Source organism: Cerasicoccus sp. TK19100, from assembly GCF_027257155.1.
GTDB lineage: Bacteria > Verrucomicrobiota > Verrucomicrobiia > Opitutales > Cerasicoccaceae > Cerasicoccus > Cerasicoccus fimbriatus.
The window spans coordinates 55007-79132 of sequence record NZ_JAPWDU010000003.1 but is presented as its reverse complement, the minus strand read 5'-3'; the positions used below and the strand labels follow the sequence as shown (position 1 = coordinate 79132).

14 protein-coding genes are annotated in these 24126 nt (G+C 51.2%); 10 read left to right on the top strand and 4 right to left on the bottom strand.

Translation table 11 applies throughout. The annotated features are described in order from the left end of the window. Both O3S85_RS06960 and O3S85_RS06955 read left to right on the top strand, forming a co-directional pair. Entirely contained in the window at positions 1-1041 is a 1041-nt protein-coding gene (locus O3S85_RS06960) for a LacI family DNA-binding transcriptional regulator (RefSeq protein WP_269539152.1), read from the top strand. A gap of 112 nt (positions 1042-1153) precedes the next feature. Next, positions 1154-2527 carry a sulfatase-like hydrolase/transferase gene (locus O3S85_RS06955; RefSeq protein WP_269539151.1) on the top strand — a complete coding sequence of 458 codons (1374 nt, stop codon included), beginning with the start codon at positions 1154-1156 and terminating at the stop codon, positions 2525-2527. A 14-nt stretch (positions 2528-2541) separates the two neighbouring features. Here the strand turns inward: O3S85_RS06955 and O3S85_RS06950 are convergent, their stop codons facing one another. Further along, positions 2542-4710, bottom strand: coding sequence for an alpha-L-rhamnosidase-related protein (locus tag O3S85_RS06950; RefSeq protein WP_269539149.1), 2169 nt, complete (start codon positions 4708-4710; stop codon positions 2542-2544). Positions 4711-5029: 319 nt separating this feature from the next. Here O3S85_RS06950 and O3S85_RS06945 point away from each other — a divergent pair, with 319 nt between their 5' ends. The 7 genes from O3S85_RS06945 (at position 5030) to O3S85_RS06915 (ending at position 17339) form a co-directional block, all read left to right on the top strand. Further along, the gene (locus O3S85_RS06945; RefSeq protein WP_269539147.1) at positions 5030-8635 is read left to right on the top strand and encodes a hypothetical protein; all 3606 of its coding nucleotides are present in this window, start codon (positions 5030-5032) and stop codon (positions 8633-8635) included. Next, positions 8632-9342 (top strand): hypothetical protein, encoded by a 711-nt coding sequence (locus O3S85_RS06940; protein ID WP_269539145.1) that lies wholly within the window; start codon positions 8632-8634, stop codon positions 9340-9342. Before O3S85_RS06945 ends, O3S85_RS06940 begins: the two co-directional genes overlap by 4 nt. Before the next feature lie 78 nt (positions 9343-9420). Then, on the top strand, positions 9421-11388 hold the full coding sequence (locus O3S85_RS06935) for a beta-galactosidase (protein ID WP_269539144.1): 1968 nt from the start codon (positions 9421-9423) through the stop codon (positions 11386-11388). After that, positions 11370-12326, top strand: coding sequence for a dienelactone hydrolase family protein (locus tag O3S85_RS06930; protein ID WP_269539142.1), 957 nt, complete (start codon positions 11370-11372; stop codon positions 12324-12326). The genes O3S85_RS06935 and O3S85_RS06930 overlap by 19 nt, the downstream gene beginning before the upstream one ends. 36 nt (positions 12327-12362) lie before the next feature. Then, entirely contained in the window at positions 12363-13835 is a 1473-nt protein-coding gene (locus O3S85_RS06925) for a sulfatase family protein (RefSeq protein WP_269539140.1), read from the top strand. A 127-nt stretch (positions 13836-13962) separates the two neighbouring features. After that, positions 13963-14586 carry a flagellar filament outer layer protein FlaA gene (locus O3S85_RS06920; RefSeq protein ID WP_269539138.1) on the top strand — a complete coding sequence of 208 codons (624 nt, stop codon included), beginning with the start codon at positions 13963-13965 and terminating at the stop codon, positions 14584-14586. Positions 14587-14636: 50 nt separating this feature from the next. Continuing rightward, entirely contained in the window at positions 14637-17339 is a 2703-nt protein-coding gene (locus O3S85_RS06915; RefSeq protein ID WP_269539137.1) for a DOMON domain-containing protein, read from the top strand. Between the two features lie 143 nt (positions 17340-17482). On the opposite strand, the gene O3S85_RS06910 is transcribed toward O3S85_RS06915, so the two are convergent. From O3S85_RS06910 to O3S85_RS06900, 3 genes are read right to left on the bottom strand one after another with little or no spacing between them, the layout of a single operon-like run. After that, a complete protein-coding gene (locus tag O3S85_RS06910; protein WP_269539136.1) occupies positions 17483-20119 on the bottom strand; it encodes a hybrid sensor histidine kinase/response regulator in 2637 nt (878 codons plus the stop codon). Further along, entirely contained in the window at positions 20116-20544 is a 429-nt protein-coding gene (locus O3S85_RS06905; RefSeq protein ID WP_269539135.1) for a response regulator, read from the bottom strand. Before O3S85_RS06905 ends, O3S85_RS06910 begins: the two co-directional genes overlap by 4 nt. Before the next feature lie 48 nt (positions 20545-20592). Then, entirely contained in the window at positions 20593-22830 is a 2238-nt protein-coding gene (locus tag O3S85_RS06900) for a sensor histidine kinase (RefSeq protein WP_269539134.1), read from the bottom strand. Between the two features lie 458 nt (positions 22831-23288). Here O3S85_RS06900 and O3S85_RS06895 point away from each other — a divergent pair, with 458 nt between their 5' ends. Continuing rightward, entirely contained in the window at positions 23289-23930 is a 642-nt protein-coding gene (locus O3S85_RS06895) for a response regulator (RefSeq protein ID WP_269539132.1), read from the top strand. The last annotated feature ends 196 nt before the right edge of the window (positions 23931-24126 follow it).

Below are 24126 nucleotides of genomic sequence, written 5' to 3'. Positions count from 1 at the left end.
ATGAAGCGAGTAACTTTTAAGGATATCGGCAAGAAAGCTGGAGTGTCGATTTCCACGGTTTCGCTCGCTTTAAGGAATGATCCACGACTGCCCAAAGAGACGATTGAGCGCGTTAAAAAATTGGCAGAGGAGCTCGGGTATGCGCCAGACCCCTGGTTGTCATCGCTGTCCTCTTATCGACGCGTTGATGAGCAAAGTTCGCGCAATGCGACAATTGCGGTGTTAACGAATTGGGATACGAAGGATGCCTGGAAAAAGAATCCAACGATCGCCAACTATTGGGCTGGCGCACAACGGATGAGCGAAAAGCTTGGCTACAAACTTGAGGAGTTCTGGATATCTGAGCACGGCGGCGAAGCTAGAACCGCATCAATTCTCTACAATCGGGGTATCAAGGGCATATTACTGATGCCGCTGCCACCGGATGTTCACGAAATGGAGTTTGATTTTTCAAAGTTCTCGGTTGTTCAAGTCGGCAGAACGCTACATTGGCCAATCGTGAATACGGTCACGCACAATCATTACGAGGCAATGCAGCTCACCGTCTATTTTCTTCGGACTATGGGTTACCGGCGCATTGGTTTAGCGGTGTCTGAAAAAGAGAATAAACTCCACCGTTGTCGCTGGCTTGCATCGTATTTGGCCAAGCAATTTGAATTCCCACGTAGCATGGCGAAGCTTCCGGTTTTTATTCCAGACCAGATGGATAGGAAGTCTTTTCTGGAATGGTTGGTGGATAATCAACCGGACGTTGTCATCAGCAACGAATTAGCTCCTTATCAGTTCATGCTGGATGCCGGTATTAAAGTTCCGGATGAGGTTGGCTACAGCTGTCTTTGCTTGGAAGGCGCTGGTGAGGTTTCCGGGATTCAAATGAAGTCGGAGATTGCAGGCGCACAAGCGATCAGCCTGTTGCACATGGAGATGATGAACCGACAGCATGGTTGCCCCGAAGATCCGATGACGCAAGTGATTGAAGGCACTTGGCGCGAAGGTAATACGGTCAAGGTTAACAACCGGAATGTGCGGGCTTTGACGTAGGGCATACCCTTAGTGTTGGTGCCAAAGTTGGCCACAAGCTCGTCGTTCAAATGATTGAATGCGCTGGCGGTTTGCGATGCCGCGGAATGATGGTTGAAGTCAGTCGCATACCATGCGGAAATCTTTAGAGCAGCGTCCCAATGTGCTAATCTTGATGAGTGATGAGCATCGCGCAGATGTCTCTGGTTATGCTGGTGATGCCGTTATTCGTACTCCGTCTCTTGATTGGTTATCCAGCACTGGTGTTACTTTTGACAACGCCTACACGCCATCGCCGGTCTGTGTGCCGGCTCGACAAAGTATCATGGCGGGCCAATATCCGCACACAACGGGCTGCGAATGCTTTCATCAGGATTTGCAGCCGGGGCACATGACTTATGCGCGTCGATTTAGCCAATATGGCTACAACGCGGTTTGCGCCGGTAAGCTGCATCATCGTGGACCCGATCAATTACAGGGGTGGACATGCCGCATTGCTGGCGATACGAAGCTCAATAACGAATTCGCCGAGCGATTGGTGAAAACGAAGAAACATTCTGATTATTCCTTAAAGTGGACCGATGCCAAAGAGCTGGCGCGAGCGGGTGTCGGGCGCGGGCCGCATCAGGATGACGACCAGTTTACCTTGAATGCAGCACTCAATTTTATTCGACGTTACTTCATCGATTCGGAATACGATAACGCGACACCAGACGAGCCCTTAATGCTGAAGGTTAGTTTTGCCCGGCCGCATTATCCCTACTTCACCGATCAGGAACGTTTTGAATACTACTTGAATCGGGTTCAACCTTTCACAGGTCAGGAGATTTTTGAACATCCAATATTGGCTCAAAAAACCCTTACTCCTGGAGTAGATGTTTGCGAGCGAGACATCCGCCGTGCGGTGGCCGCCTACTATGGGATGATTGAGTCGATGGACGATGATTTCCAAAAAATCTTTAGCGCCTTGGAGTTCGCCGGTCAAAATTTGGATGACTGGATCATTGTCTATTTATCTGACCACGGTGAAATGCTCGGTGAGCATTGTGTGTGGGAGAAATTCAAATTTTTTGAAGGCAGTGTGCGGACGCCATTCGTGATCCGGTGGCCGAAGCGATTTGCAGGAGGCGGCCGCGTAACGGAGAATGTCAGCCTCTGCGATCTCTTCGCGACACTTTGCGATATGTGTGATCTGCCCGTTCCAGAAGGGCTGGATAGCCGTAGTTTGGTCCCGCTGATGGATGGCGATGCCACGAGCTGGGATAACATGGTAAGCGCCGAATACTGGGGCACGCACTTGATGATTAAGCGCGACCACTTGAAGTATCAGTGGTATGGTCCGGATGTGCCAGAAGTGCTTTTTGATTTGAAATCGGATCCTGGCGAAATGACGAATTGTATCGGCGAACCGCAATATCAGGAAGCGATTACATTTTTCCGCAATGAGCGAGTCGCTAGAGGGTTTGGCGTGGACGAAACGGTCGCTGAAAACATATCGCTAAGTTGATCTGGTGAGTTTCACTATCGCTCACTGAGTAGCCAGGCGGGTAGGGCGGACCAGGGGTGACAGAGGCTGGTCTCTTCCCGATATTCAAATGTTTCCCAGCAAGTGCTGGTCCATGGATAGCGAGTCATCGCTCCCCAATCTTTGGCTACGAGCGGGAGTATTTCACTTTGCATGCCGCAGCGCTCCATGGCCTGAGACAGGTAAATCCAGGAGTAGGGCGTGCTTGGGCTAATGGTTCCATCATGGCGCTCAGCCAACATTTGCTGCAGCATCACACGCCCTTCTTCGGGCGAGACGATGCCGGATAGTATGGCCAATGCCGCGGATAATTCGCTTTGGCCGCGGCGATCGCCATTGGTGTTAACGCAGTCTGCGATGTGGAGGTTTTGCTCATCGAAGAATGTCTCTCGGCAAGACTGGCGGAGTTGATCGATGTCAAACGTCTTAAAGCTTGTGGTCGGCTTATAGGCCACTGCGTTGGATGATTTTTGAAAGGCGTCGATGGCGATGATCCAAAAGGCCTGCAAACCGAGTTGTAGCTTGTCGCGCTCGATATCTGGATGTGGAAAATGATGCCAGCCGACCCCAGGGTGGTCGAGGAATACGACTTGAAATTCGCCGCCGGGTTTTTGATCGATCCTGATGGGATCGACGCTGATCAGTTGCTGTTCGTTGGTGTGCTCATTGAACCAGCTTAAGGCTTTTTCGACCGCAGGTAGTAGTCGCTTAACCAGTGTGTGATCACCTGAGATGTTTCGATAGATGTCGATGCCCCAAATGAAGGCCAGGCAATAATCCAGCAGATACTGCGGTGGGTCCATGCTGGCAAAGATGGCCGATGTGAATAAGCCATTGCTGTGTTGGCTCTTCGCAATGGCCTCCAAGGTGTAGGCGAGATAGCTTGGCTCATTCCATAGTTTCGCCAGCCACAATCCGTTCCAAATTCCGTCGCCAATGTAGAGCCCTTGTTCGCGCGTTGGGCAATCGACCAGAGTCTCTTGGGTGGAGATGCGAAGTGTTTGCAGGCTGATTTCCCATAATCGTTTTTGATTGTCGTCGCCTCCTGAGAATTTCGGTAAGTCTGGCAAATCCGCCTGACGTCGCCATACGCCCAGATGGCGAAGGGTCATTGTCGATGAGCCGGGACGTAAGACGACAAGCAGGTAGCGAAAGCCATTGTAGTTGATGGGGCGAAATGCGTCTGCATTGGGTGCACCAAACCAGCGATTGGCATACTCTGCGTTTCCTTTAAATGCCCACGGGCGACCGTCGCGCAGTGATTCAGCCCCATAGCAATCCACCACACCGTCTGAGCATTCCAACTGGAACTCCGGATGGCCTGAGCATGCCGCGCCTAAGTCGAAGCAAAGGGCAAGCCCGCGTTCACCACCTTCGACTGAAATCGTGTTCTTTGACTGCCATTGGTTAGCGAGCGCCCCTAGCTCTTGTTCTGAAAGCGGATCCCATGGCTCTTCATCCAATAGTTTGGTGAGTCCCGCGCCCTCGTGGCCAATCGACGTATCTGCTGATGTTCTCGCAGCGATAACCAGCTTACCAGGCGATTGCATCCATTCTTTCAAATAGGGCGTCGGGCGCGGAAAGTGATTAATCTCATCTCGATTCACGACGGCTGGAATATCCCAATCTGAATCATCGAATTCTGGCTTATGCCAGCCGTGCGGGTGTTGATTGGCGTCAAAGTTTTCCATCCATCCGGTTGCCCAACTGCGGCGCGCTGCTTGCGCGATCCATCCGCCTTGTTGATATACCCGGAAGAACTCGGGCTTTACCTCAACTTTGCGCCAGGAGCCGTTGCTTAGGACATCGAGATTTATCATCCAGCCAGGCTTCCCAAGTGGGTGGCTTACGGTGGAAACACCATACCAGTGAACGATGAATGAAATGGGAAGAATGCCATGCCGGATCTCGCCTTGCGGAACTTTATAGGTATCTACCGCGCACTCTGGCCACGGCGCTGGGCACGGGCCTTGGCCGATGTATTTGCTGCCGATCCACAGGATGTAGCGTGTACATGATGAGATGTTTATCCGAATATCATCCGCTTTATCCAGGTCGACTAGACAACGAACGAGTAGGGTTTGATTGGGGTATTCTTCGGTTGCCCAAAGCCACTGACTGCATTGCTCTTGGGGGAGTGGTTCGATCGTGCGCTCATTTGCCATGATGACGATCACTCAAGTCAAAGCGGATCCTCTGCGGCAATGTAAATGGGTGTGAGGGGGGCCTTGTCGCTCATTCAACCTTTTGAATTGTTCAAGTCGTATGCTTTTTGGCGAATCAAGTGCCGGTATATTCCACGCATCCTGGAGTTATTGATGGGCCGGGAGCCGTTTTCTTGCGCGCAAATGTTAATAACCGACTTTGTTCGATTGCTTGAATGGGAGAACTGATTGAGCGTAATGCTGAAATTCTCTAGCTTGGAAGTTCGTTTACGGTCCTGCCCATATATTTGAACTGCAGGGTTTCTAAACAAAATCTTCTATGGAAACTAAACCCCAACAATCAAATCAGAGCAGAGGCTTCGCACTCGTGCTGGCGCTTATGTTGATGGGGTTCATTGTACTTTTGCTGCTGTCGATGGTACTCACTGTTCGAGTGGATATGGCAGGGACTCGACTGGAGAAGGATTTGTTGACGGCCCGTGAGAATGCTCAGTTTGGCTTATTGATTGCCTTAGGCGAATTGCAGAAGCACACCGGTCCAGACCAAAGAGTTACGGCAACGGCTTCTATTCTTGAAGAAAGCTTTGGTGGATCGCCGGCGCAGCCAAATTGGATTGGGGTTTGGGATTCTGATTCGGCGAGCATCACTGCCCCGGCGCAACCTTTGGACAAGGAGTCGCTATTTCGACGATGGCTGGTGTCGGTGCCGGAGGATTTCGATGTGACCGAGCTGACGTTGCCTAGGAGTTTTGTTCGTTCAGACGATTGGGTGCCAATGGTCGCCGAAGGAACTCTGGGCGCAGGAGCGACGGATACAGAGATGGTCTACGCGGGCTTGGAGGAAATACGTACTGGGCGCTTCGCCTATTGGATTGGGGACGAGAGTGTGAAGGCGCGGTATAATTTGGTCGAGCCCACATCGGCATATGCGGACTTGCTGCAACAGTCTTTCGACTTGGCCGCGCCATCCCAATGGGGAATCAATTCCATCGGGCGTGACGCGGACTCACAAGGAGCATTTGCTGAATACTTCGACTCGCATAACTCTCAGCTGGGCGATATCGTCTTTGGGGCGGAAGTTGGATTAACCGCTGACACGGAAACGGGCGTCATTGCGCTAAGCACCGCATTCGGTAAGCATTACCATGATTTGTCGTTAAACTCAGTTGGTCTCTTAACGAATGTTAGGGATGGTGGTTTGAAGCAGGATCTCAGCTTGGCATTTGAAATGGACCAAGAGACATTTGATGCGCACGCGGACTTTGCTTTTGGCGAAGGTGGCCCATTGAGCTTATACACGACGAACAATCCAGATGGATTGCCGGTAAAGCATTTATGGAATTTGCCTAGCAATGATGATGTCACCAACGGTCACTACAAAGGCCCTACTTGGCATTTACTGCGCGATTATTACCGCCTTTACCGCGAGTTGGATAACACGACTACGGCACCCAGATTGGAGGCGAGGCATGCCTTACCCGTCCCATTAGAAAACAAGAATGGTAAGAGCATCAGTAATCTGTATGACAATGGTCAGAACCGTTATAACAAAGGTTTCAGTGGGTCCGACCCACTCATTCGTCCGCGAACGTTAAAGGTCGCGCCTGTCGTGGCGCGTGTTCAATTGTTGCTTAGCCTGAACGCGGAGCCCGTCGCCGACACCAGTAAAATTATTGAGCCGGCGGAATACAAAGGCGAGTCAGGTATATATCAACTGCGTCTGATCGTAGACCCAATCATTACGTTGTATAATCCCTACAGCACGAATCTGTGGTTTCAGGGAATCACCGTAAAGGTGCCTGCCTTGGTTAACTCGTTGCAGTGGGAATTGAATGGCCAGGTTTCAAATACGTTGAGCTTGGAGGAGATCGTTGGCTTCTCGGCACTGGGTAAGGACGCGATTCCTAACCGTAATTTCGGCATCATCACGATCGGTGATCCCGAAGGTATTACCTTGGCACCTGGAGAGGTGAAAATTTACTCCCCTGGAAATACACAGCCGGCACCTTATGTTCAAAATGTGCCTATCGACGCAGTGGAAGGGTGGGTCCCGGATGGCGGATTCTTCCTGGATAAATTAGACCCGGAACCCGTTCCTGGATCGGGCGACGGCACCTACTACGGGCATAAATACGGAGACGACGAAGACTCAGCGGAAACCGGCATGATCTTTTGTCGGGCAAGTGATCAAATTGCAGTTAACTTTGAAAAAGTCTTGCCGAGTGAGAGAGTTATCTGGGTGAGCCGTCTGGACAAAGCATTCGCGAAGAACCAGATGGTGATTGATGCTTATCTCGTCTCCAATGGCGAATACGATAAGCGCGATCAAATTTATCAGGACGCGGAAGCCGTTCAGCATTACACATCACTCAGGGCTGACATCAACTTTGGTGATTCAGATTTGATGGGCAATATCGGCAGACGTCCTGAACTCGGCGAATACATAGTTTTTCAACAACTAGCTGATGAGAAACAATCGCTGGGCCAGATTGATCTGCGACTGAAAACGGAAGATGACACATTACGGCCGTATCCAATGTTTGGCTTATCTTCGATGAACGCTTTCCAAACCAATAAGCAGTCGGCGTCATCGGGTGATTACGGAGTCATCAATCCACCGTTTGCCGCGGTCCGCGCTCCGGTGAGTGATTTATACTTTGCGGTGCATTTCGATGGTGATACCAACCGGGCCTATTGGGGCCCTACGCGAGAATTTGCTTCGGACTCCCGCAGTTTCGTTGCTGGCACCGACATACCGAAAGCGCCTCTGCTGTCCCTGGGGCAATTGCAGCATGTAGACATTGCGATTTATGGTTACGAATCTTCGCACGCTATTGGCAATTCCTTTGCCCCGCCATGGGTCGCGCCTGATGTCATAGAAGAACCGGATCGGGCTAGCATCGATATCGCTTGGCTGACGAATGATGCCCTTTGGGATGGCTACTATTTTTCATCCATAACCCCGCAGAACGCCGCTATCTTCAATGGGTCTGAGCGTTCGATCCAAACGGTGTTGGAAGATTTTTCAAATACCGAAACTTTCTCGCTGCCGAATGCTCGAATCAAATTCATCGGAGATTCAAGCGAAGGTTTTCAGAATGCATTGATCGACGAGGATGACAAAATTCGAGAAAACGCTCACCGGGAGAGCGCGGCATACTTAGGGGTGGAGGGCCTGTTCAATGTCAACTCGACTTCTGAGGAGGCATGGAAGTCCGTCTTGTCCAGTATTGGCAGTGGCAGTCTTACCAGACTGAATGAGAACGGTGCACTGGTTGCTGGGGATGAAACTGAAGAATACCGATTTAGCCGTTTTTCCACACCTCTGGGCGATCCGGATAATAAATGGTCCGGTTACTCTACATTATCACAAGCGGCGATTGAACGTCTGGCCCAAGAAATCGTTGAGCAGGTAAAGTTGCGTGGACCTTTTCTTTCAATGTCCGAGTTTGTGAATCGGTCAGTCAGCAACGATCCGGAAATAGCGAAAGCGGGGGCGTTGCAAACAGCCATCAACAATGCCGAAGTAAATACCGAAAGCCCGACTATTTTGGAAGATGAGATGCTTGGCTACATAACCAATGACCATGCGAAGGTTCCGGTTGATACAGGCGTCGCCGGTTTCTTGACTCAGGCAGATTTGCTTTCCGCTTTTGGTGCCTTTCTTACCGTGAGAGGAGATACTTTCACTATTCGTTCCTATGGTGGCGCGACTGATCCATTAACTGGGGAGGTCGTAGCCCAAGCATGGTGTGAGGCGATCGTGCAGCGACTGCCACAATACGTGGATCCGCTTGCAGATGCCGCAACCACCCCACCCTGGAATGAAGAGGGCGTGGCAAATTTGAATAGCGTCGAAAATCAAACATTCGGACGGGAGTACCGTATCATTGCTTTCCGTTGGTTAAGCAAAGAGGAATTATGAGGCCCTTTTTCAAATCATTATCTTGCTGTTTCCGCATCGTCTGTTGTGCCGCTATCATGGCTTCAGTTCATACGGTGGCTGCTCAAAAGGAGGCACCACGTCAGATTGCGTTTTCAACGATTGCTTTTGAGTCAATGCCCAGTGATCTCTGGTATGAAGATAATGGGCAGCCAATGAAATTGCAGCCCGGCGGATCAGTGCGTGGGCCAAGGCAGACTTACAACGGGCCAAATCCGTTGACCTTCTTTCGCTTGGAGCCTGATGGAAAAGGCGGCCAAAAACGCGTTCCTCAAGCGCAGGTAGATATCCCTAATGATGTGAATGAAGCCCTGCTGTGCTTTTCTCCCATGCCGGTCGCTAACGGGCAATTACCGTGGCAAGTCTACGCGATGGATGATAGCTTGCATTCATTGAATGTTGGCGAGATTCGCTTCGTGAACTTAACGGACAAGAGCATCGCTGGCGTGCTCGACAATGAAACGATCCGCTTGGCACCAGGCGGCTATGAAACGATAAAGCCAAACGCCAAAGAGCAGAACTTTGGGATTAAGTTGGCTGCGTATTTGGAAAAGCAGTGGGAGCCGTTCTTTAGCTCCCGTTGGCAATATCGGGAGAATGTTCGGCTAATCGTGCTCTTCTTGCCTGATGCAAAGAACGGCAAAGTAAGAATGCAGGCAGTAACCCAACGCGTGGCATCGGATAGCTAACGAACGGCGCGCATCGGTCTGGTTCGCGCAAAGTCGTGCTCATGATTGGGTAGCGTATTATTTTTAACGAAGAATAGAATGGATTCGAATAAACTTTATTTAGGTGCGGCTTGGTATCCAGAGCAATATCCGCGCAATACTTGGGAGGAAGACTTGCACGCTATGCGACGGCTTGGGCTGAACACAGTCAGAATTGCAGAGTTTGGCTGGGCCTGCTTCGAGCCCGAAGAAGGTCGCTACGAAACCGATTGGCTACTTGACGCGATGGACTTGGCGCATGCCAACGACATTGAATGCGTAGTCTGCACGCCGACTGCGACACCGCCAGTCTGGCTATTGGAGAAACATCCGGAAGTGGGATATGTGGAGCCCGATGGCTATCAGCATAAGCATGGTGCTCGCCAGCATGCATCCTACAATAGCACCGTATTTCGTGAGTATGCGCGTAAGATTACTCAGGCGATCGTCCCTGCCATTGCGGGGCACCCAGCATTATTGGCCTGGCAAACTGACAATGAGCTGGGTTCGCATCAACAAAGATGTCTCGGCCAGGATTCGGTTCGGGCCTGGCATCGCTGGCTGGAGAATCGCTATGGCGACATTGAAACACTAAACCGAGAATGGTGCACGGTTGTTTGGAGTCAGCGCTATGCTAGTTTCGATCAAGTGCCGCCGCCTTACCGGCTTTGCTATTACACGCAGAATTTTGCGCTGACACTAAACTATCGCCGGTTCATGGCCGACGCGATCGCATCATTTCAGCGGGAGCAAGCTGAGATTATCCGACAGCACAGTGATGCCCCCGTCACGCATAACAGCACAGCGCTAACCGATGATTGGCGGCTAAGCCGTGTGCTGGATTTTGCGTCGTCAGACTTGTATACCCATAACCAGTCGACCACAGCTATTCAGTTCCGTTTTGATTCCTTGCGAAACATTCTAAAGGGCAAACCGTTTTGGACGCTGGAAACCGCAAGCGAAGATTTCATGAGGGGCGAATTGTATGCCGAAGGTTGGATGGGCTGTTACAGCTTTATCAACTACATGATGGGCGGAACTGGTTTCTTCTACTGGCCTTGGAAGCAACAACCTGGTGGCGCAGAGATTATCAACAATTCGATTGTCTACGCCAACGGCCAACCGGCTACGGGCTGGATGAATGCTGCAGAGTCGTCTGAAACACGCACGAAGCTGGAGCCGATTCGCAAAGCATATCGACCGGCCAAGGCAGAGGTTGTGTTTGTGCGATCGGAAGTGAACGGTTGTTATTTCTTCGCCGATTGGGCCGGAGGGCTGGAGCAGAACTACAACTACAACAAGCGTGTGCGTGAGCATTACCAAACTTTGCTCAATTTGGGCATTTGGCGTGACGTTGTTTTTGATGAAGCTGAGTTGCCTGATTGCCGCGTGATTGTGTCGCCTTATTTGCCATACGCTAGCGATGAGTTTATTGAACGCGCGCTGACGCTGGTGGAGGAAGGTGCCGTTTGGATTGCCGGGCCTTATACAGGATTCCGCACTCAAGACCATGGTGCTCAGCAGGAGCATTTATTGGGGCAACTGGAAAAGCGTATCGGCTTCCGCACTCGTTATATTTTGCAGGCAGGTGAGCTCGATGTGGAGATCGGTGGTCGACCAGGCCGTACGAATCAATTCGCGATCATGTTTGAGCCCAGCGAAGCGGATGAAGTGCTTGGCGTTTACACCAGCAAGCGATTTGCTGGCATTGCTTGGGGGCTTCGGCGAACCCATGGCAAAGGCATTATATACATCCCTGGTTCCGAGTTGGATGAGCAAAGTCGATGCTCGTTCTTGGATGGCATTTTTGAACGTGAGAATGTTAAGCGCTACCCCGCAGCTCCGGATTTTTCCTGCATTCCACTGGTGGGAAATGATGGGGACGAAGCTTGGGGGCTTTGCAATTACGGGACCGAAAGCCGTCAGGTTTCTATTGGTGACAAAACGATATTTGCAGCGAGTGACGGCGTGCAACAAACCGCGGATTCCGTGTCACTCTCTTCATTCTCATGGGCTGTAGCCCGCTGATTCAAATGGCGCTTCATCAAACATCGGACAAGGATGCGACCACGGTGCGTCGCTCAAAGCTCTATACGCTACTCGGTGATCTGCCGCCGCTTGATCGAAAGGTGTCGGCAGATCGCCGTATCATCGAAGACACTGACGAATACCGGTTAGAGCATCTAGTGCTGGACCTCAATGGCATGGAACCAACGCCGGCATACCTTGCGATTCCCAAGCGGGCAACGAAGCCTTGTCCAGTCGTGCTCTATAATCACGCGCACGGAGGTGATTACGCGTTGGGTAAAGAAGAATTGAGGCGTTCGCGGCCAGAGCTCATTGAGCGCCCTTACTTAAGCGACTTAATCAATCTTGGATTTGCCGTCTTGTGCATCGATCACTGGTTGTTCGGTGAGCGCCATGGGCGGTCGGAATTGGAATTTTTTAAAGCGTCGATTTGGCGTGGGCGAGTTGTCTGGGGCATGATGGTGTATGATAGTCTGAAGGCGCTCGATTACATTGAAACGCGCAATGAATTGGATGCGGGGCGAATCGGTTCTTTGGGCTTATCAATGGGCAGCACGATGACCTGGTGGCTTGCCGCATTAGATGAACGCATCAAAGTCGGAGTCGATCTTTGCTGCCTGACTGACTTTGAAGCATTTGAGCAGCAGTCTGGCCTCACAGGGCATAGTATTTATTATTTTGTGCCGGGTCTGCTAAAGCATTTCAACACCATCGATATCTGTGCCATGGCTGCACCTCGGGCGCGATTGGCATTAGCCGGCGCCCGCGATCCGCTGACGCCGATTTCCGGTTTAGAGAAAATCGATAAAGCGATGAAGGCGCTATATGCCAGCCTCGGAGCAGAGGATCGTTGGAAACTGGTTGTAGAAGATGTCGCTCACCAAGAAACGCCGACCATGCGTCGCCAGGCGCTGGATTTCCTGCAGCAGCATCTCTAAACTTAGGCCCGCCAGTATGGCGAAACCCATTAAACAATGCGGCCCAACATACTTCACCTCTTCACGGACCAACAGCGTTTCGATACGATCAGTGCGTTGGGTAATCCTCATATTCATACGCCTAACTTTGATCGCCTCGTCCATGAAGGCACGGCGTTCACCCGCGCTTATTCTCCATCGCCCGAATGTGTTCCTGCGCGCGCCTCCATGATCACTGGTTGGTATCCGCCTCGCACGAACTGCTACTGCAATGAGCAGGCAATGCCAGCGGAGGACACGCCAACCTATATGCATCATTTGTCGTCTAACGGCTACAACACCGTTGGTATTGGGAAATGCCATTTCACTAAAGACCCTCATGCTTTAAGGGGATTTCAGAAACGGTTTAGCCAGGAAGAGATTGTAGAAGACCGGGATGCTGACGATTACGCCCGTTGGTTGGTCGAAGAAGGATACGACTGGGTATTGGAGCCGCATGGTGTACGTGGGGAAATGTATTATGTGCCGCAGGTCAGTGTGCTTCCCGAAAGGGCGCATCCGGTTACCTGGGTCGCTGATCACACTATCCAATATATCGAATGCCAAGGTAAGGCTGAAGAGCCGTGGTATGCCTTCTGTAGTTTTGTCCACCCGCACCCTCCGTTTGCCCCACCAGTTCCTTGGCATAAAAGCTATCGGGCTCCAAATATGCCACTGCCGGATATGCCCCAGAGCCTTGATGACTTGTTGTGCTTTGTTAATCGTTTTCAAAATCGATACAAGTATCGTGACCGCGGGATCGATTTGAATCTCGTGCGCTGCATACGGGCTTACTACTATGCCTGTGTATCTTTTATCGATTGGCAGCTAGGGCGGATCTTCAAAGCGCTGGAAGAGAGCGGGCAATGGGATAATACGCTGATCATGCTTTCCAGCGATCATGGGGAGTACCTTGGAGATTATGGTTGTTTTGGTAAGCGCGGAATGCACGAGGTGTCGGCCCGCGTTCCGATGCTAGTGCGTTGGCCTGGTGGTGAGTATGCCGGGCGGACTTGCAGTGAGGTGGCATCTCTGGTCGATCTTGCCCCGACCATCCTTGAGGCGGCAGAGATTCCATTTTCACCCGAAGATTTTGATGGGTGCAGCTTGCGTAATGTTGTCGCTGGCAAGGCAAACCGGGAGTATGTCTACAGCCAGTATAATCGGGCTGAAAACGGCCTTTACCTTATGGTGAGTAAGAACTGGAAATACATTTTCAGCGCGCCTGATCAGCGGGAGTATCTTTTCGACTGTTTGAATGACCCTGGTGAGCATCATAATCTAGCGCAGTCTCCATCTCATCGAGAAACGTTGTTGCGACTGAGAAAGGACTGCTTGAATTGGTTGCATGAAGTCGGTGAGCATGAGGCTACTGACGGCAGCGGCACGTGGCGACAATACCCAAAGCGATCTATCCCATCAGACCCTGACAGTGGATTGATTTATCAAGATCCACCGTGGTGGCAGGGAGCATTGCAATCTCCATCATAATGCCGCCTTTCTGGTTGGTTCAATTGATTGAACCATGCCTGCAATTGCGACGAAATTGTTTTGAACGTTGTCTTTATATCTACACGGCGACTTGGCCGATTAACCCTTTAAACGCATCCGATTGGAGATGATTATGAAACACCTTTGTTTAAGTTTGTTTTGCCTGTTGGCAGTAAGTCTAAACGCGCTGGGAGCGGACGCTAACAATACCCGCACAATCACCGATTTCAGTATCCCTGGAGAGTGGAAACCTTCAAAATGGAGCACTGCCGAGGGCCGAATCGCGGTGCGACCGGAGGTCCCGCCGGCATTGAAGAAAGAAGACCCATCTTTGGAAGAGTCGCTTGGTATTAAAATTGATTGGCCTGGTGGCGAAGGTATGCGGCTCTTTGCATTAACGCCTGCAAGCGACATCAAAATTCCTTTTGTGCTTAAGGAGCTTAGCCTTTGGGTTAACGGCAGCGGCACGGAGCATTTCTGTGAAATCATTGTCGATGATGCGTCCGGGCAAAGGCAAAAAATTGGCTTAGGTAAGGTTAACTTTCAAGGATGGAAGAATATTACGAAGAAAATGCCGCCTAACATTATGCAGCCGGTTACTATTACTGGAATCACTTTTCATGATTGGAATAACCCACAGCCGGGTGAAACCACTTTATATTTGAGCCGGTTTGATGTGACAATCGATCCGGAGGCGAAAATGACGGCAGCCAAGAATTCAGCGGCTACCGACACCAACGATTCTTGGTAGTAGGCTTTGAATTGGAAGCGAAGTTGTAGGAGTCAAAAAGAAGTAATCCCATGGTCAGAAAGCTTTATCTCTTAACCCACATATTTGCCTTCATGCTAGTTTTTGGAGCGCAAGCTGGAGCGGCATCGGTACATCCCGATTTGAGCGTATTTGCGGACACCAATTCGAATCTCGTTCCTGACGACGGGCAAGTCACTGCCTACATCAAACTTTCAAGCTGGGAAGCTGAGAAGCGAGACTATCTCATCAAGGCTTCGTTGCGAGGGTGGCATGGAGAGCTTCTTGAGTCGAAGGAGATTACCGTTAATTATGAAGGCGGTAACACCGTAACGAAATGGAATGTTGAGACATCACATTACGGTCCACAAACGATCGAGGCGAAGTTACTCGACAAGGCGACGGGCAAGGAAGTCGCCAGCCAGGAATTGACGTTGATACGCCTTGTGGAGCCGATTGAGCTAACAGAGCAACAACGTATGGCATCATCCATTGGGCTCAATGCCCATGCGAATGCGAATTGGGATTTATTCCAGCGCTTAGGCGTCCATTGGGTGCGCGATTATTCTTTCGGTTGGCTGGGAAAGGGGGCAAAGCCTCCGATTGCGAGAAATGGGTTGGATTTTAACAAAACCGTGCAGCAGGCCAGAAGTGCTAATGTTATTGTACTGCCCAGTCTTGAGCACGCCTTTCGATTAGAAGACGAGACTGATTTCATACCGCTCAAAGAAGTAGAAGCTGGGTTCAAAGCGTTGGCGGACGCCTTTCCGGAATTGCCCTACTGGGAAGTTGAAAACGAATTCGATATCCAGCTAAGAAAAGTAGACGCAGATTCGCCGGAGCGCTGGGGCAAATACATTGAAGCCGCTTATGAAGGGGTGGCGCAAAGTAAGTCTAAAGCGCATCTGTTAATGAATGGCCGCGCTGGCATTCATCTTGATTTTACCCGCGAACTGCTGGAGTCGAAATATGCTGATTACTTTACGGTCGTTAACTACCACTACTATACTGGTACCGTGCCGCCGGAGGTATCCAGCTCAAACATGAACAACGGGGTCGATCCCGGCTATGAGGACTTTAGCTATCTGGATCAATTACGATTGGTTAATGCGCTCGCTAAAGAACATGGTAAAGAGGCATGGCTGACTGAAGGAGGCTACGATGTCTTCTATGGCCCGGCGGTAGGTATTTATAACCAGACGATTCTGTTGCCACGTCTTTATTTGACTGCGCGTTGGGCGGGGTCCGACAAAGTGTTTTGGTACTTTGACCGTGATGTGCCCAACTTTAAGCAGAAGTTTGGTTCCTGTGGGCTGATTGACCTGAAGGGAAATGTCCGTCCGGCGGGCGCGGCTCTCGCTATGATTTCTCGGGAAACCGCGACCTCTCGCATGCTGGGGCGTGTGGATTTGCAAGACACCGATGCGTGGGCTGTTGTTTTAGAGAAATGCGAGGGCGGATATATTGTCGCCGCTTGGACGGTCGAGCAGAAGATTCCTGTTCCGCAACAGTTGAAGCAAATGGCAACCACGACGTATGATATGTTTGGCAATGAAGTTTCGCCTGAATCGTTGGGCCCGGAGGTGCACTATTACCACGTAGAAAGTTTGCCTCAGTCGTGGAAGGAAATGCTCGAGACCAAGCTGATCAGCACGTCTGTGCTGCCGGTAATCCCTGGTAATTCAATAACGGTTCAATTAGAGGCACCCGATGGCGCGCAATTTGAATGGCAAGATTTGCCGGAGGGTGTGAAAGCGGATAACTTGACTCTGCATGTTGATGAAAGTGTACCGCCGGGTAAGCATCCTCTGTTACTCAAGGTTGGATCTAGTGATTATGATAAAACTTTTGCCATCACCCTAAAAGTGAAGTCGTTGCTAAAGGTAAGCAGTGAGCCATACGTGCCGAATGCTTCATCTAATGTTGAGATTACTTCCGTTTCAAAGAACAAAGAGCAGTGGGAGCTTCATCCATCTAACGGTAAAGTCGTGTTGCAGCCTGATTCGTTTGTTCTGAAACCTGGTGAAAAAAGGAAAATCGAGGTCTCGGTGAATGGTGATTTATATGAACCTGTCATTATTCGTGCACAATCGAAGAATGGCTATTCACAGGATATTCAACTAATACCCTCAGCGATTCTTGCTCCGAAGGTAGAAGTTTCAGGCGCTGGACTGTTCCCTGAGGTTTGGCCCAAGGGTGGTCTCCTTGACGGTGAATACTTCGTTTGTGATCAAGAAGCAGCTGCTGATCTGGACGCTCGCATCGCATGGAATGCTGAGGGTTTGTTTCTTGCTTTTCGCATCCCTGGCTCGGAACTGAACCCTGGTAATCCTCACAGTTTCTGGGAAGGGACGAATCTGGAAGTTTTCCTGGGGCCTGACGAAAGCTCGGAGAGTGGTTGGAACTCAAAGACGCATCATTTTTTCTTTGTGCCGTATCTTGATTCAGGGCAATGGAAAGTGTCTTCCGGAGAGTGGAAGCGTAGTAACGCCATTGAGAAAACTATATATGATGATGCTCGCTCGAAGACGACGATTTCCTCTAGTGGGGATGGGGTTATGTTAATGGTATTCATTCCATCAACCGCTTTCAATTTCGAGAGTTTATCAAATGGAGAACGCTTATCGATGGCTATTGCCTTGCGGAAGGTCGAAGGTGCGATGAATCGATCTACGAACTTTGCTTGGCCTCGTGAAAAAGAGAGCGGGATTCTGGCAGGTGTGCATGCTTGGGGTGCCGTTAAGCTAGTTGATTGAGGCAGGATCGGGTAGGTCTAATCTTGGCTCACAACGTATTACTAACGCCTCCTTGAGGTGGCTTATGGGTGAGCATGTCGTTGCGCCCAGACTTATGGATAATCATCGAAGGCCGCTGAGATTGCCCTGCTGGAATCGACCGGTTAATTGATGCCCGAGGTAGCCCTTGATTCAGTGCAATCGCCAAGCGCGCTGGCGACTGCTTCGCTGAGCTGGGTGATGCTAACCGGCTTATGGATCAGATTCTTGAGGCCTTCTGCTTTGGCGATTTCCAGAGTGAGCGTTGGCGAGTAGCCAGTGGAAATAATGATCTTCTGGTCCGGTCGTTTTCTTAAAATTCGTTTGGACATTTCCAAGCCGGTCATCTCGGGCATCGTTTGGTCGGTGATGATCAGATCAAATACTTCGCCGGCTTCCAGTTTTTGAAGCGCCGACTTCGGGTTGAGGCAAATGCTTACCCGGTAGCCAAGTGCCTGCAGCGCCTCTTGCCCAAGTTCGGCAAGCAACTCTTCGTCGTCGACGAACAAAATTCTCTCGCCACTTCCCCACGCGGCCTCTCCGTTTTGGGAATCAATCTCCGCAACCGCGTCACCGTGAGCCGGAAAGTATAAACGGAATGTTGTTCCCTGGTCGGGTGCACTGTCTACCTGGATGGAACCGTTGTAGCTTTCCATGATGCCGTGAACCATGGAGAGCCCGAGACCGGTACCTTCGCCCGGAACTTTAGTGGTAAAGAACGGTTCGAAAATGCGTTCCTTGATTTCCGGACTCATGCCTATGCCGGTGTCGCTGATGGATATGCAGGCATAGACACCTGGCTGTAGCTGAATGTTTTTCTGCGAGCTATCGGTATCGATGATAACGGTTTCCAAGGAGATGCAAAGCTTGCCTGACCGGTTGGGCATTGCCTGCATCGCGTTGTTTCCGAGGTTGAGCACTATCTGCTGGATTTGCTCGTGATTGCCGAGGATTGACGGCGCGGATTCATCGATATTCGATTTAATGGAAATCGTGGCAGGTAAGGTCGCGCGTAGCAACTGAAGGCATTCCGCCAATGCATCTTGCAGGTATAGGGGTGAGCGTGACTCTGGCTGCTTGCGGGAAAAAGTCAGGATGTTGTCGATCAAGGAGGTGGCGCGTTCTGAGGATTTAAGCACGGTGCCCAGATCGCGCTTGAGCGATTCGTCCTCGCAGCGTCGGTAAGCCAGTTCGGTATATCCCCGGATGGCCGCCATGATGTTATTAAAGTCGTGGGCAATGCCTCCTGCCAGCGTACCAATAGCTTCCATCTTTTGTGAATGCCGTAGTTGTGCTTCCAGGCTGCGGCGTTCCTCAATGTTGCGCAGGATAATCATGACGCCTAACGGGTTTTTGTCATCCTTGAGAATTGGGTGTGAATCCCACTCGACCCACAACTGTAGCCGGTCTTTATTAAGGATGTTGCGCTCGATATGCTGAACCTCTCCGACCAAGGTTTTATTCAGCAATTTAGCGATCTCGCGATCATCTGCTTGAGGGGCGATGTCCATAATGGGCAAACCCAAGCGTTCGCGGGGTGTCCAGCCGAGCAAGCGGGTGGCACCGTCATTCCAGTAGGTGACTTTAAAATCTGAATCGAGGATGATGATGGCATCATCGATGCGTGAGAGTATTTCCGCATCCTGCCGCAGTTGGGCCTCGACCTTCATGCGTTCGCTGATGTCTTGAATCAGTGCGATCAGGTAATGCTTGCCGAGGTAAACACTCTTCACACTTGCTTCGACCTGGATCGTATGCCCATCGATGGTGGTGAAATCCGCTTGATAGCGCATCGGGCTATTGAGCACCGCGGTATAGTACTCGACCCAGTTGTTCGGGGTTATATCGTGATTGATGTCCCACACGTGCAGTTTCAGCATTTCGTTTCGTGTGTAGCCCAGCCACTGGAGAAAGGACTCATTGCAGTCGTCGATGCCGCCGGTTTCGACGTCGATGACGACGATGGAGTCCTCCGCCTGGTCAATCAGACGACGGAAGAGCATCAGGTCTTCTTGCGCCCGTTTGCGACTGGTGACATCGCGCATCGTCAGCAAATAGGCACTCTGCTCATTCCAATGTGTGATGGCATGGCGGACTTCCACGAAGCATGTCTCGCCTGATTTTGTAGGTAAGAGGAGCTCATGGTTGGGCGCATTTCGCCAATCGTAGTCAAAGCGGCTTCCAATCAGGTGATCGTATTGCTGAAGGAGCAGCTCGCAGGCTGCCGGATTTGCAAATTGAACCTTTTCATCCTGGTCGACGACGAGCAAGGCGTCTTCGCTGATGTTAATCAGCTCGCGGATGTGTGCTTCGCTTTTGCTGAGCTGTTGGGTTCGTTCCTTGAGCTGAGCTGCCATTTGGCGAAGCTGCAGGGAAAAGTTGTGTCGCTCGATTGAGTAGCGAATGGTGCGGACGAGGAGCTCACTGTGGAAGTCTCCTTTGACGAGGAAGTCCTGTGCGCCGAGCTGCATGGCGTGGAGGCCGTCAGCACGGTCCCCAATGCCGGTCATGACAATCACTGGAATTTCCGGCGCATGGTCGAGTATCTTGAGCAGTGTTTGGTTGCCGTTGGAGTCCGGTAGGTTTAGATCGACCAACAGGGCGTCGTAGTGGTTCTGGCCAAGTTGCTGCAGGCATTCCGCCATGCTACATGCCGTGTCGAGCAGGTAATCTACATCCATCTGATCGGCGAGATACTCGCGAACAAGCAGACGGTCGGTGGAATTGTCTTCCACTAATAGCAGGCTGAGGGGATTGCTCATGCGCTGGGCAGTTTGATGAGGTTAGACCAGAACTTCAGCAGGTTGTTCAGCGCCTGGATACAGTGATCGTAATTCGTGGGTTTGACCATGTAGCAGTTGGCGTGATTTCGGTAGGCGTGTTCTACGTCATCAGGTGCGTCGGAAGTGCTCAGTATGATGACGGGTATCGATTTTAACTCTTCTTTTGCCTTGATGTCACGCAAGACTTCGTGGCCGCTTTTCCGGGGCAGGTTTAAGTCCAGGAAAATAAAATCCGGGCGTGGTGCATGGGCATAGCCATTTAGCTTCGCCAGGAACTTGATTGCCTCGACTCCGTCTTTCACAACGTGGAGTGTGTGGGGGATATCGACCATCTTAAAAGCTTCTTCGGCCAGGAGTATGTCCGTTGGGTTGTCTTCGACGAGTAATATGGTTGCCGTTCTCATAGCGATTTTAAAGGTTTGGCGGTTGGGGGATGGTATTATCGATGGTCGTTAAACGGCTACTGTTTTGCCTTGTGGTCGAGGTTGCCCCTCCACGGGGCGCAGCGAGAAATAGAATGTACTGCCAGCCCCTTCCTGGGACATCACTCGGATGCGGCCACCATGGTGCTCGACGATGCGCTTGCATAGGGCCAGCCCAATGCCGGTGCCAGGGTAGGCTTCGCGGTTGTGGAGACGCTGGAAAATAACAAAGATTTTTTGATGATATTCGCGGTCGATGCCGATGCCATTGTCACTGATGGCTATCTCCCACAGATCTCCGCTGCCTTGGGCACCGATATGAATCTTTGGGGTGTCGCGGCTAAATTTTAGGGCGTTGGAAATGAGGTTTTGCAAGACTTGGGTGATCTGACCGCGGTCACCATAAATTACGGGTAAGGGATCGCTCGTAATGACCGCATTTTGTTCGGCGATCAGCGTATTTAAGTTCATCAGCGCATCATCGAGCGCGTCCTGAAGCTTGAGCGCAACGATGTTGCAGCCACGCATACCCACGCGGGAGTAGGCCAGGAGGTCTTTTATCAGCCGTTGCATGCGCTCGACATTGCCAACGGCGTGGTCGATGAATTCGCGGCCACTGTCGTCCAACTGCTCTCGGTAGCGGCTGGCAAGGAGCCTCACGCAGCCGTCAATGCCCCGCAGCGGCTCCTGCAAGTCATGGGAAGCAATGTAGGCAAACTGTTCCAGATCGTTATTGGAGCGCCGGAGTTCCGCAGTCTGTTCGGCCAGGGCCTCATTGGCGCGTTCCATGGAGGTGACGTCGGTACGGATGGCGATGAACTGCTGTGGTTTGCCATCCTCATCGAGAAAGGGCACGATCGTCGTTTCCACATAGTAGAGCTCACCGTGTTTGGTGCGGTTGCAAATCGTGCCGCGCCAGATATTGCCTTGGCTGATGGTTTTCCACAGGACTTGAAAGAATTCTTTGGGGTGGTAGCCGGAGTTGATGAGACGGTGGTCCTGGCCGATTAGCTCTTCAGCAGAATACCCGGAGATATGGCAGAATTTATCGTTCACATAGTTGATGCGTCCGCGGGCGTCGGTCATGGCGACGATGGCGTGCTCATCGAGGGCGGCTTTAAAATTGACCAAATCGCGCAAGGCGATGTCGCGTTCATGTTCGAGTAGGCGCATCTCAGTCACGTCGCGCGCGATAATGGATACAGCGGTTAGCACGCCGTCGGCATCACGTACGGGAGAAATGCTTACGGAGACATCGATTAGCTGGCCGTTGCACTTGGCTAAAGTAATGGCCCTCCCATTCACATGTTTGTTCTCCCGAGCCTCTTGCAACCATCCTTGATTGAACACGGTGTGGGGGATGACTTCACTGAGCGGCTTGCCGAGGGCCTCTTCGGCGGTGTGCCCAAATATCTCCTGTGCGCCGAGGTTCCAGACTCTGATTTGGTCAAATTCATCCACGCATACCACGCCGTCTTTCGAGTGGGTGATGATGGCGGCTAATCGGGAATTCTCCTGCTCGGAGCGACGCACGCGTTCTAATTGTTCCAGCATGTCCGCATGGATCCGGTTTTGCTCACGTGCATTGACCCAGATGATCAAACTGATGGTCATGGTGGCACCTACAATAAACAACACCACCGCCATATGGAAATTGAGCAAGTTGCTCTCTACGCCCCTCGCCAATAGTATGCCGATAAGGATAGGGTAAAGCGTTGTGGTGGGGAGCATGATCCGCGCGAAACGCCCACCCAGCATTTTCGAGGTGAGTGGTCGCATCAGGCCAAGGTTTCGGCTCAGCAGCAGTGCGCACAGGCTCAAGCCGATAAACAGCACTGAGGTGTGCAGCGCGACCGATGAAAACCAGGGCAGTTGGTAGAGCGATTGGGGGTCGAGTACGTAGCCCAGAAACGCGATTAGTGCCCCGGTGAACACAAGGAGCGCCAATATTTGCGACAAAACCGGTGATTTTCTGGTGCTTGTGTTAACCAACAGCAAAGTGGTGCCAAGGAGCGTCGCACCGACCGCAGTCGCTACCGACATCCGGCCAGGAAAGTCGCCCTTCGCGGTCCAGGGATCGTTAATGACTTGATCAATGCCCAGTTGGAAACCGCTGGCATACTTGGTTATCGTCAATGCGCCGATTAAGAGGACCAGTGTGCTGCAAATCCTTGCGCCCAGGCTAACCTTGGCAGCCTGTTTTGCACGTCGAATTAGGGTGACGGATATTCCGGCCAGTAGAAAGCATAACGCCGTGTTAAACTTCATGGAGGCGAGGCCGGGGTATATGCTAACAATCGCTTGATTCTCAATGATCCAACCAAACAAAACCAACAACGGAATGATGATTGCTGACCATGCAATCAATATCAGGACATCATCCGGTCCGAATCTCCATTGTCCCCCACGGGATTTCATGCATTATTCATATCAAAATCGCCCTAGGTATACAATATCTATTACTGATCTCTTAGCACTTTAAAATTAGTGCAATTTGAATCATTAAAGGATTTTATCAGCCAGAGTAATATGCTAGGTATTCGCGTTTTTATGTGCCATCCAATCGTGTAAGGCTACTGTTTAACAAGAAGTTACATATGGCCCGCCTATCGAATACATGGTTTATTGTAGTTTTTTGCCTAGGGGATTCATTGTAGGGGGATTTTCTGCTCCCGAATACTTCTTTGATTGCATCATAATGAGGTTACTCTGTATATTGTATCAAAATGAAACGTGTCGTTGTTGTTGAGGATCAGGTGATCCTGCGTGAGTTCATTATCAGGCTCGTAGAGGCGTCCCCCATGCTGGAACTGGTTGGCCAAACTGGTGATGGCTTGGACGGTTATGCGCTTATCGCCAAGCTGAAGCCGGATATGGCTATTTTGGACATCATGCTGCCCGGTTTGAATGGCGTCGGCATCATGAAAAAGATTCGCCAAGAAATGCCCGAAGTCAGAGTGCTCGGGTTTTCGGCTTTTCCGAACCGCATCCTTGTGCGGCAGATGTTGGAGCTTGGTGCCGGTGGTCTGGTCCAGAAATCCGAGAGCCTGCAAACGCTGGAAACCGCGATTGAAACGGTGGCGCAAGGCCAAACCTATTTCAGCCCGCATGTGTCGGACATTCTTCGCGAAATGATGCTCCACCCTGAGCAGGCGAACCACCCGGATGATCTTTCAACCCGCGAGCGGGAGGTGCTGCAACTCGTCGCGGAAAGCTATAGCAATAAGCAAATTGCGGAGAAATTAGGGATCAGCGTTAAAACGGCGGAAACGCACCGTAACCGCATTATCTCCAAACTGGATATTCACGACTCCGCCGGGTTGACCCGTTTTGCAATTGCCAACGGCTTGGTCGACCCAAACCCCTGAGCACGGCGCACTTTTCGACGACCCGCTTTTTGCCCTTAAGCTGCCCGGACGAAGCTGCGTATGTAGTCCTGGTTCAGTAACGCTTGCGGGGGACTGCCTTGGGCAACTGGAAACTGCATGTCAGCGTTGCCCGAACCGGTTGTTTAGAAATTCATTTCGCGGCTGAACGCGTAGCGATGTGTTGCGCAGTGCTGAC

Coding starts and splice junctions, on each gene's coding strand:
- O3S85_RS06960 (WP_269539152.1), top strand. CDS start 1: ATGAAGCGAGTAACTTTTAAGGATATCGGCAAGAAAGCTGGAGTGTCG.
- O3S85_RS06955 (WP_269539151.1), top strand. CDS start 1,154: ATGCGGAAATCTTTAGAGCAGCGTCCCAATGTGCTAATCTTGATGAGT.
- O3S85_RS06950 (WP_269539149.1), bottom strand. CDS start 4,710: ATGGCAAATGAGCGCACGATCGAACCACTCCCCCAAGAGCAATGCAGT.
- O3S85_RS06945 (WP_269539147.1), top strand. CDS start 5,030: ATGGAAACTAAACCCCAACAATCAAATCAGAGCAGAGGCTTCGCACTC.
- O3S85_RS06940 (WP_269539145.1), top strand. CDS start 8,632: ATGAGGCCCTTTTTCAAATCATTATCTTGCTGTTTCCGCATCGTCTGT.
- O3S85_RS06935 (WP_269539144.1), top strand. CDS start 9,421: ATGGATTCGAATAAACTTTATTTAGGTGCGGCTTGGTATCCAGAGCAA.
- O3S85_RS06930 (WP_269539142.1), top strand. CDS start 11,370: ATGGGCTGTAGCCCGCTGATTCAAATGGCGCTTCATCAAACATCGGAC.
- O3S85_RS06925 (WP_269539140.1), top strand. CDS start 12,363: ATGCGGCCCAACATACTTCACCTCTTCACGGACCAACAGCGTTTCGAT.
- O3S85_RS06920 (WP_269539138.1), top strand. CDS start 13,963: ATGATTATGAAACACCTTTGTTTAAGTTTGTTTTGCCTGTTGGCAGTA.
- O3S85_RS06915 (WP_269539137.1), top strand. CDS start 14,637: ATGGTCAGAAAGCTTTATCTCTTAACCCACATATTTGCCTTCATGCTA.
- O3S85_RS06910 (WP_269539136.1), bottom strand. CDS start 20,119: ATGAGCAATCCCCTCAGCCTGCTATTAGTGGAAGACAATTCCACCGAC.
- O3S85_RS06905 (WP_269539135.1), bottom strand. CDS start 20,544: ATGAGAACGGCAACCATATTACTCGTCGAAGACAACCCAACGGACATA.
- O3S85_RS06900 (WP_269539134.1), bottom strand. CDS start 22,830: ATGAAGTTTAACACGGCGTTATGCTTTCTACTGGCCGGAATATCCGTC.
- O3S85_RS06895 (WP_269539132.1), top strand. CDS start 23,289: ATGAAACGTGTCGTTGTTGTTGAGGATCAGGTGATCCTGCGTGAGTTC.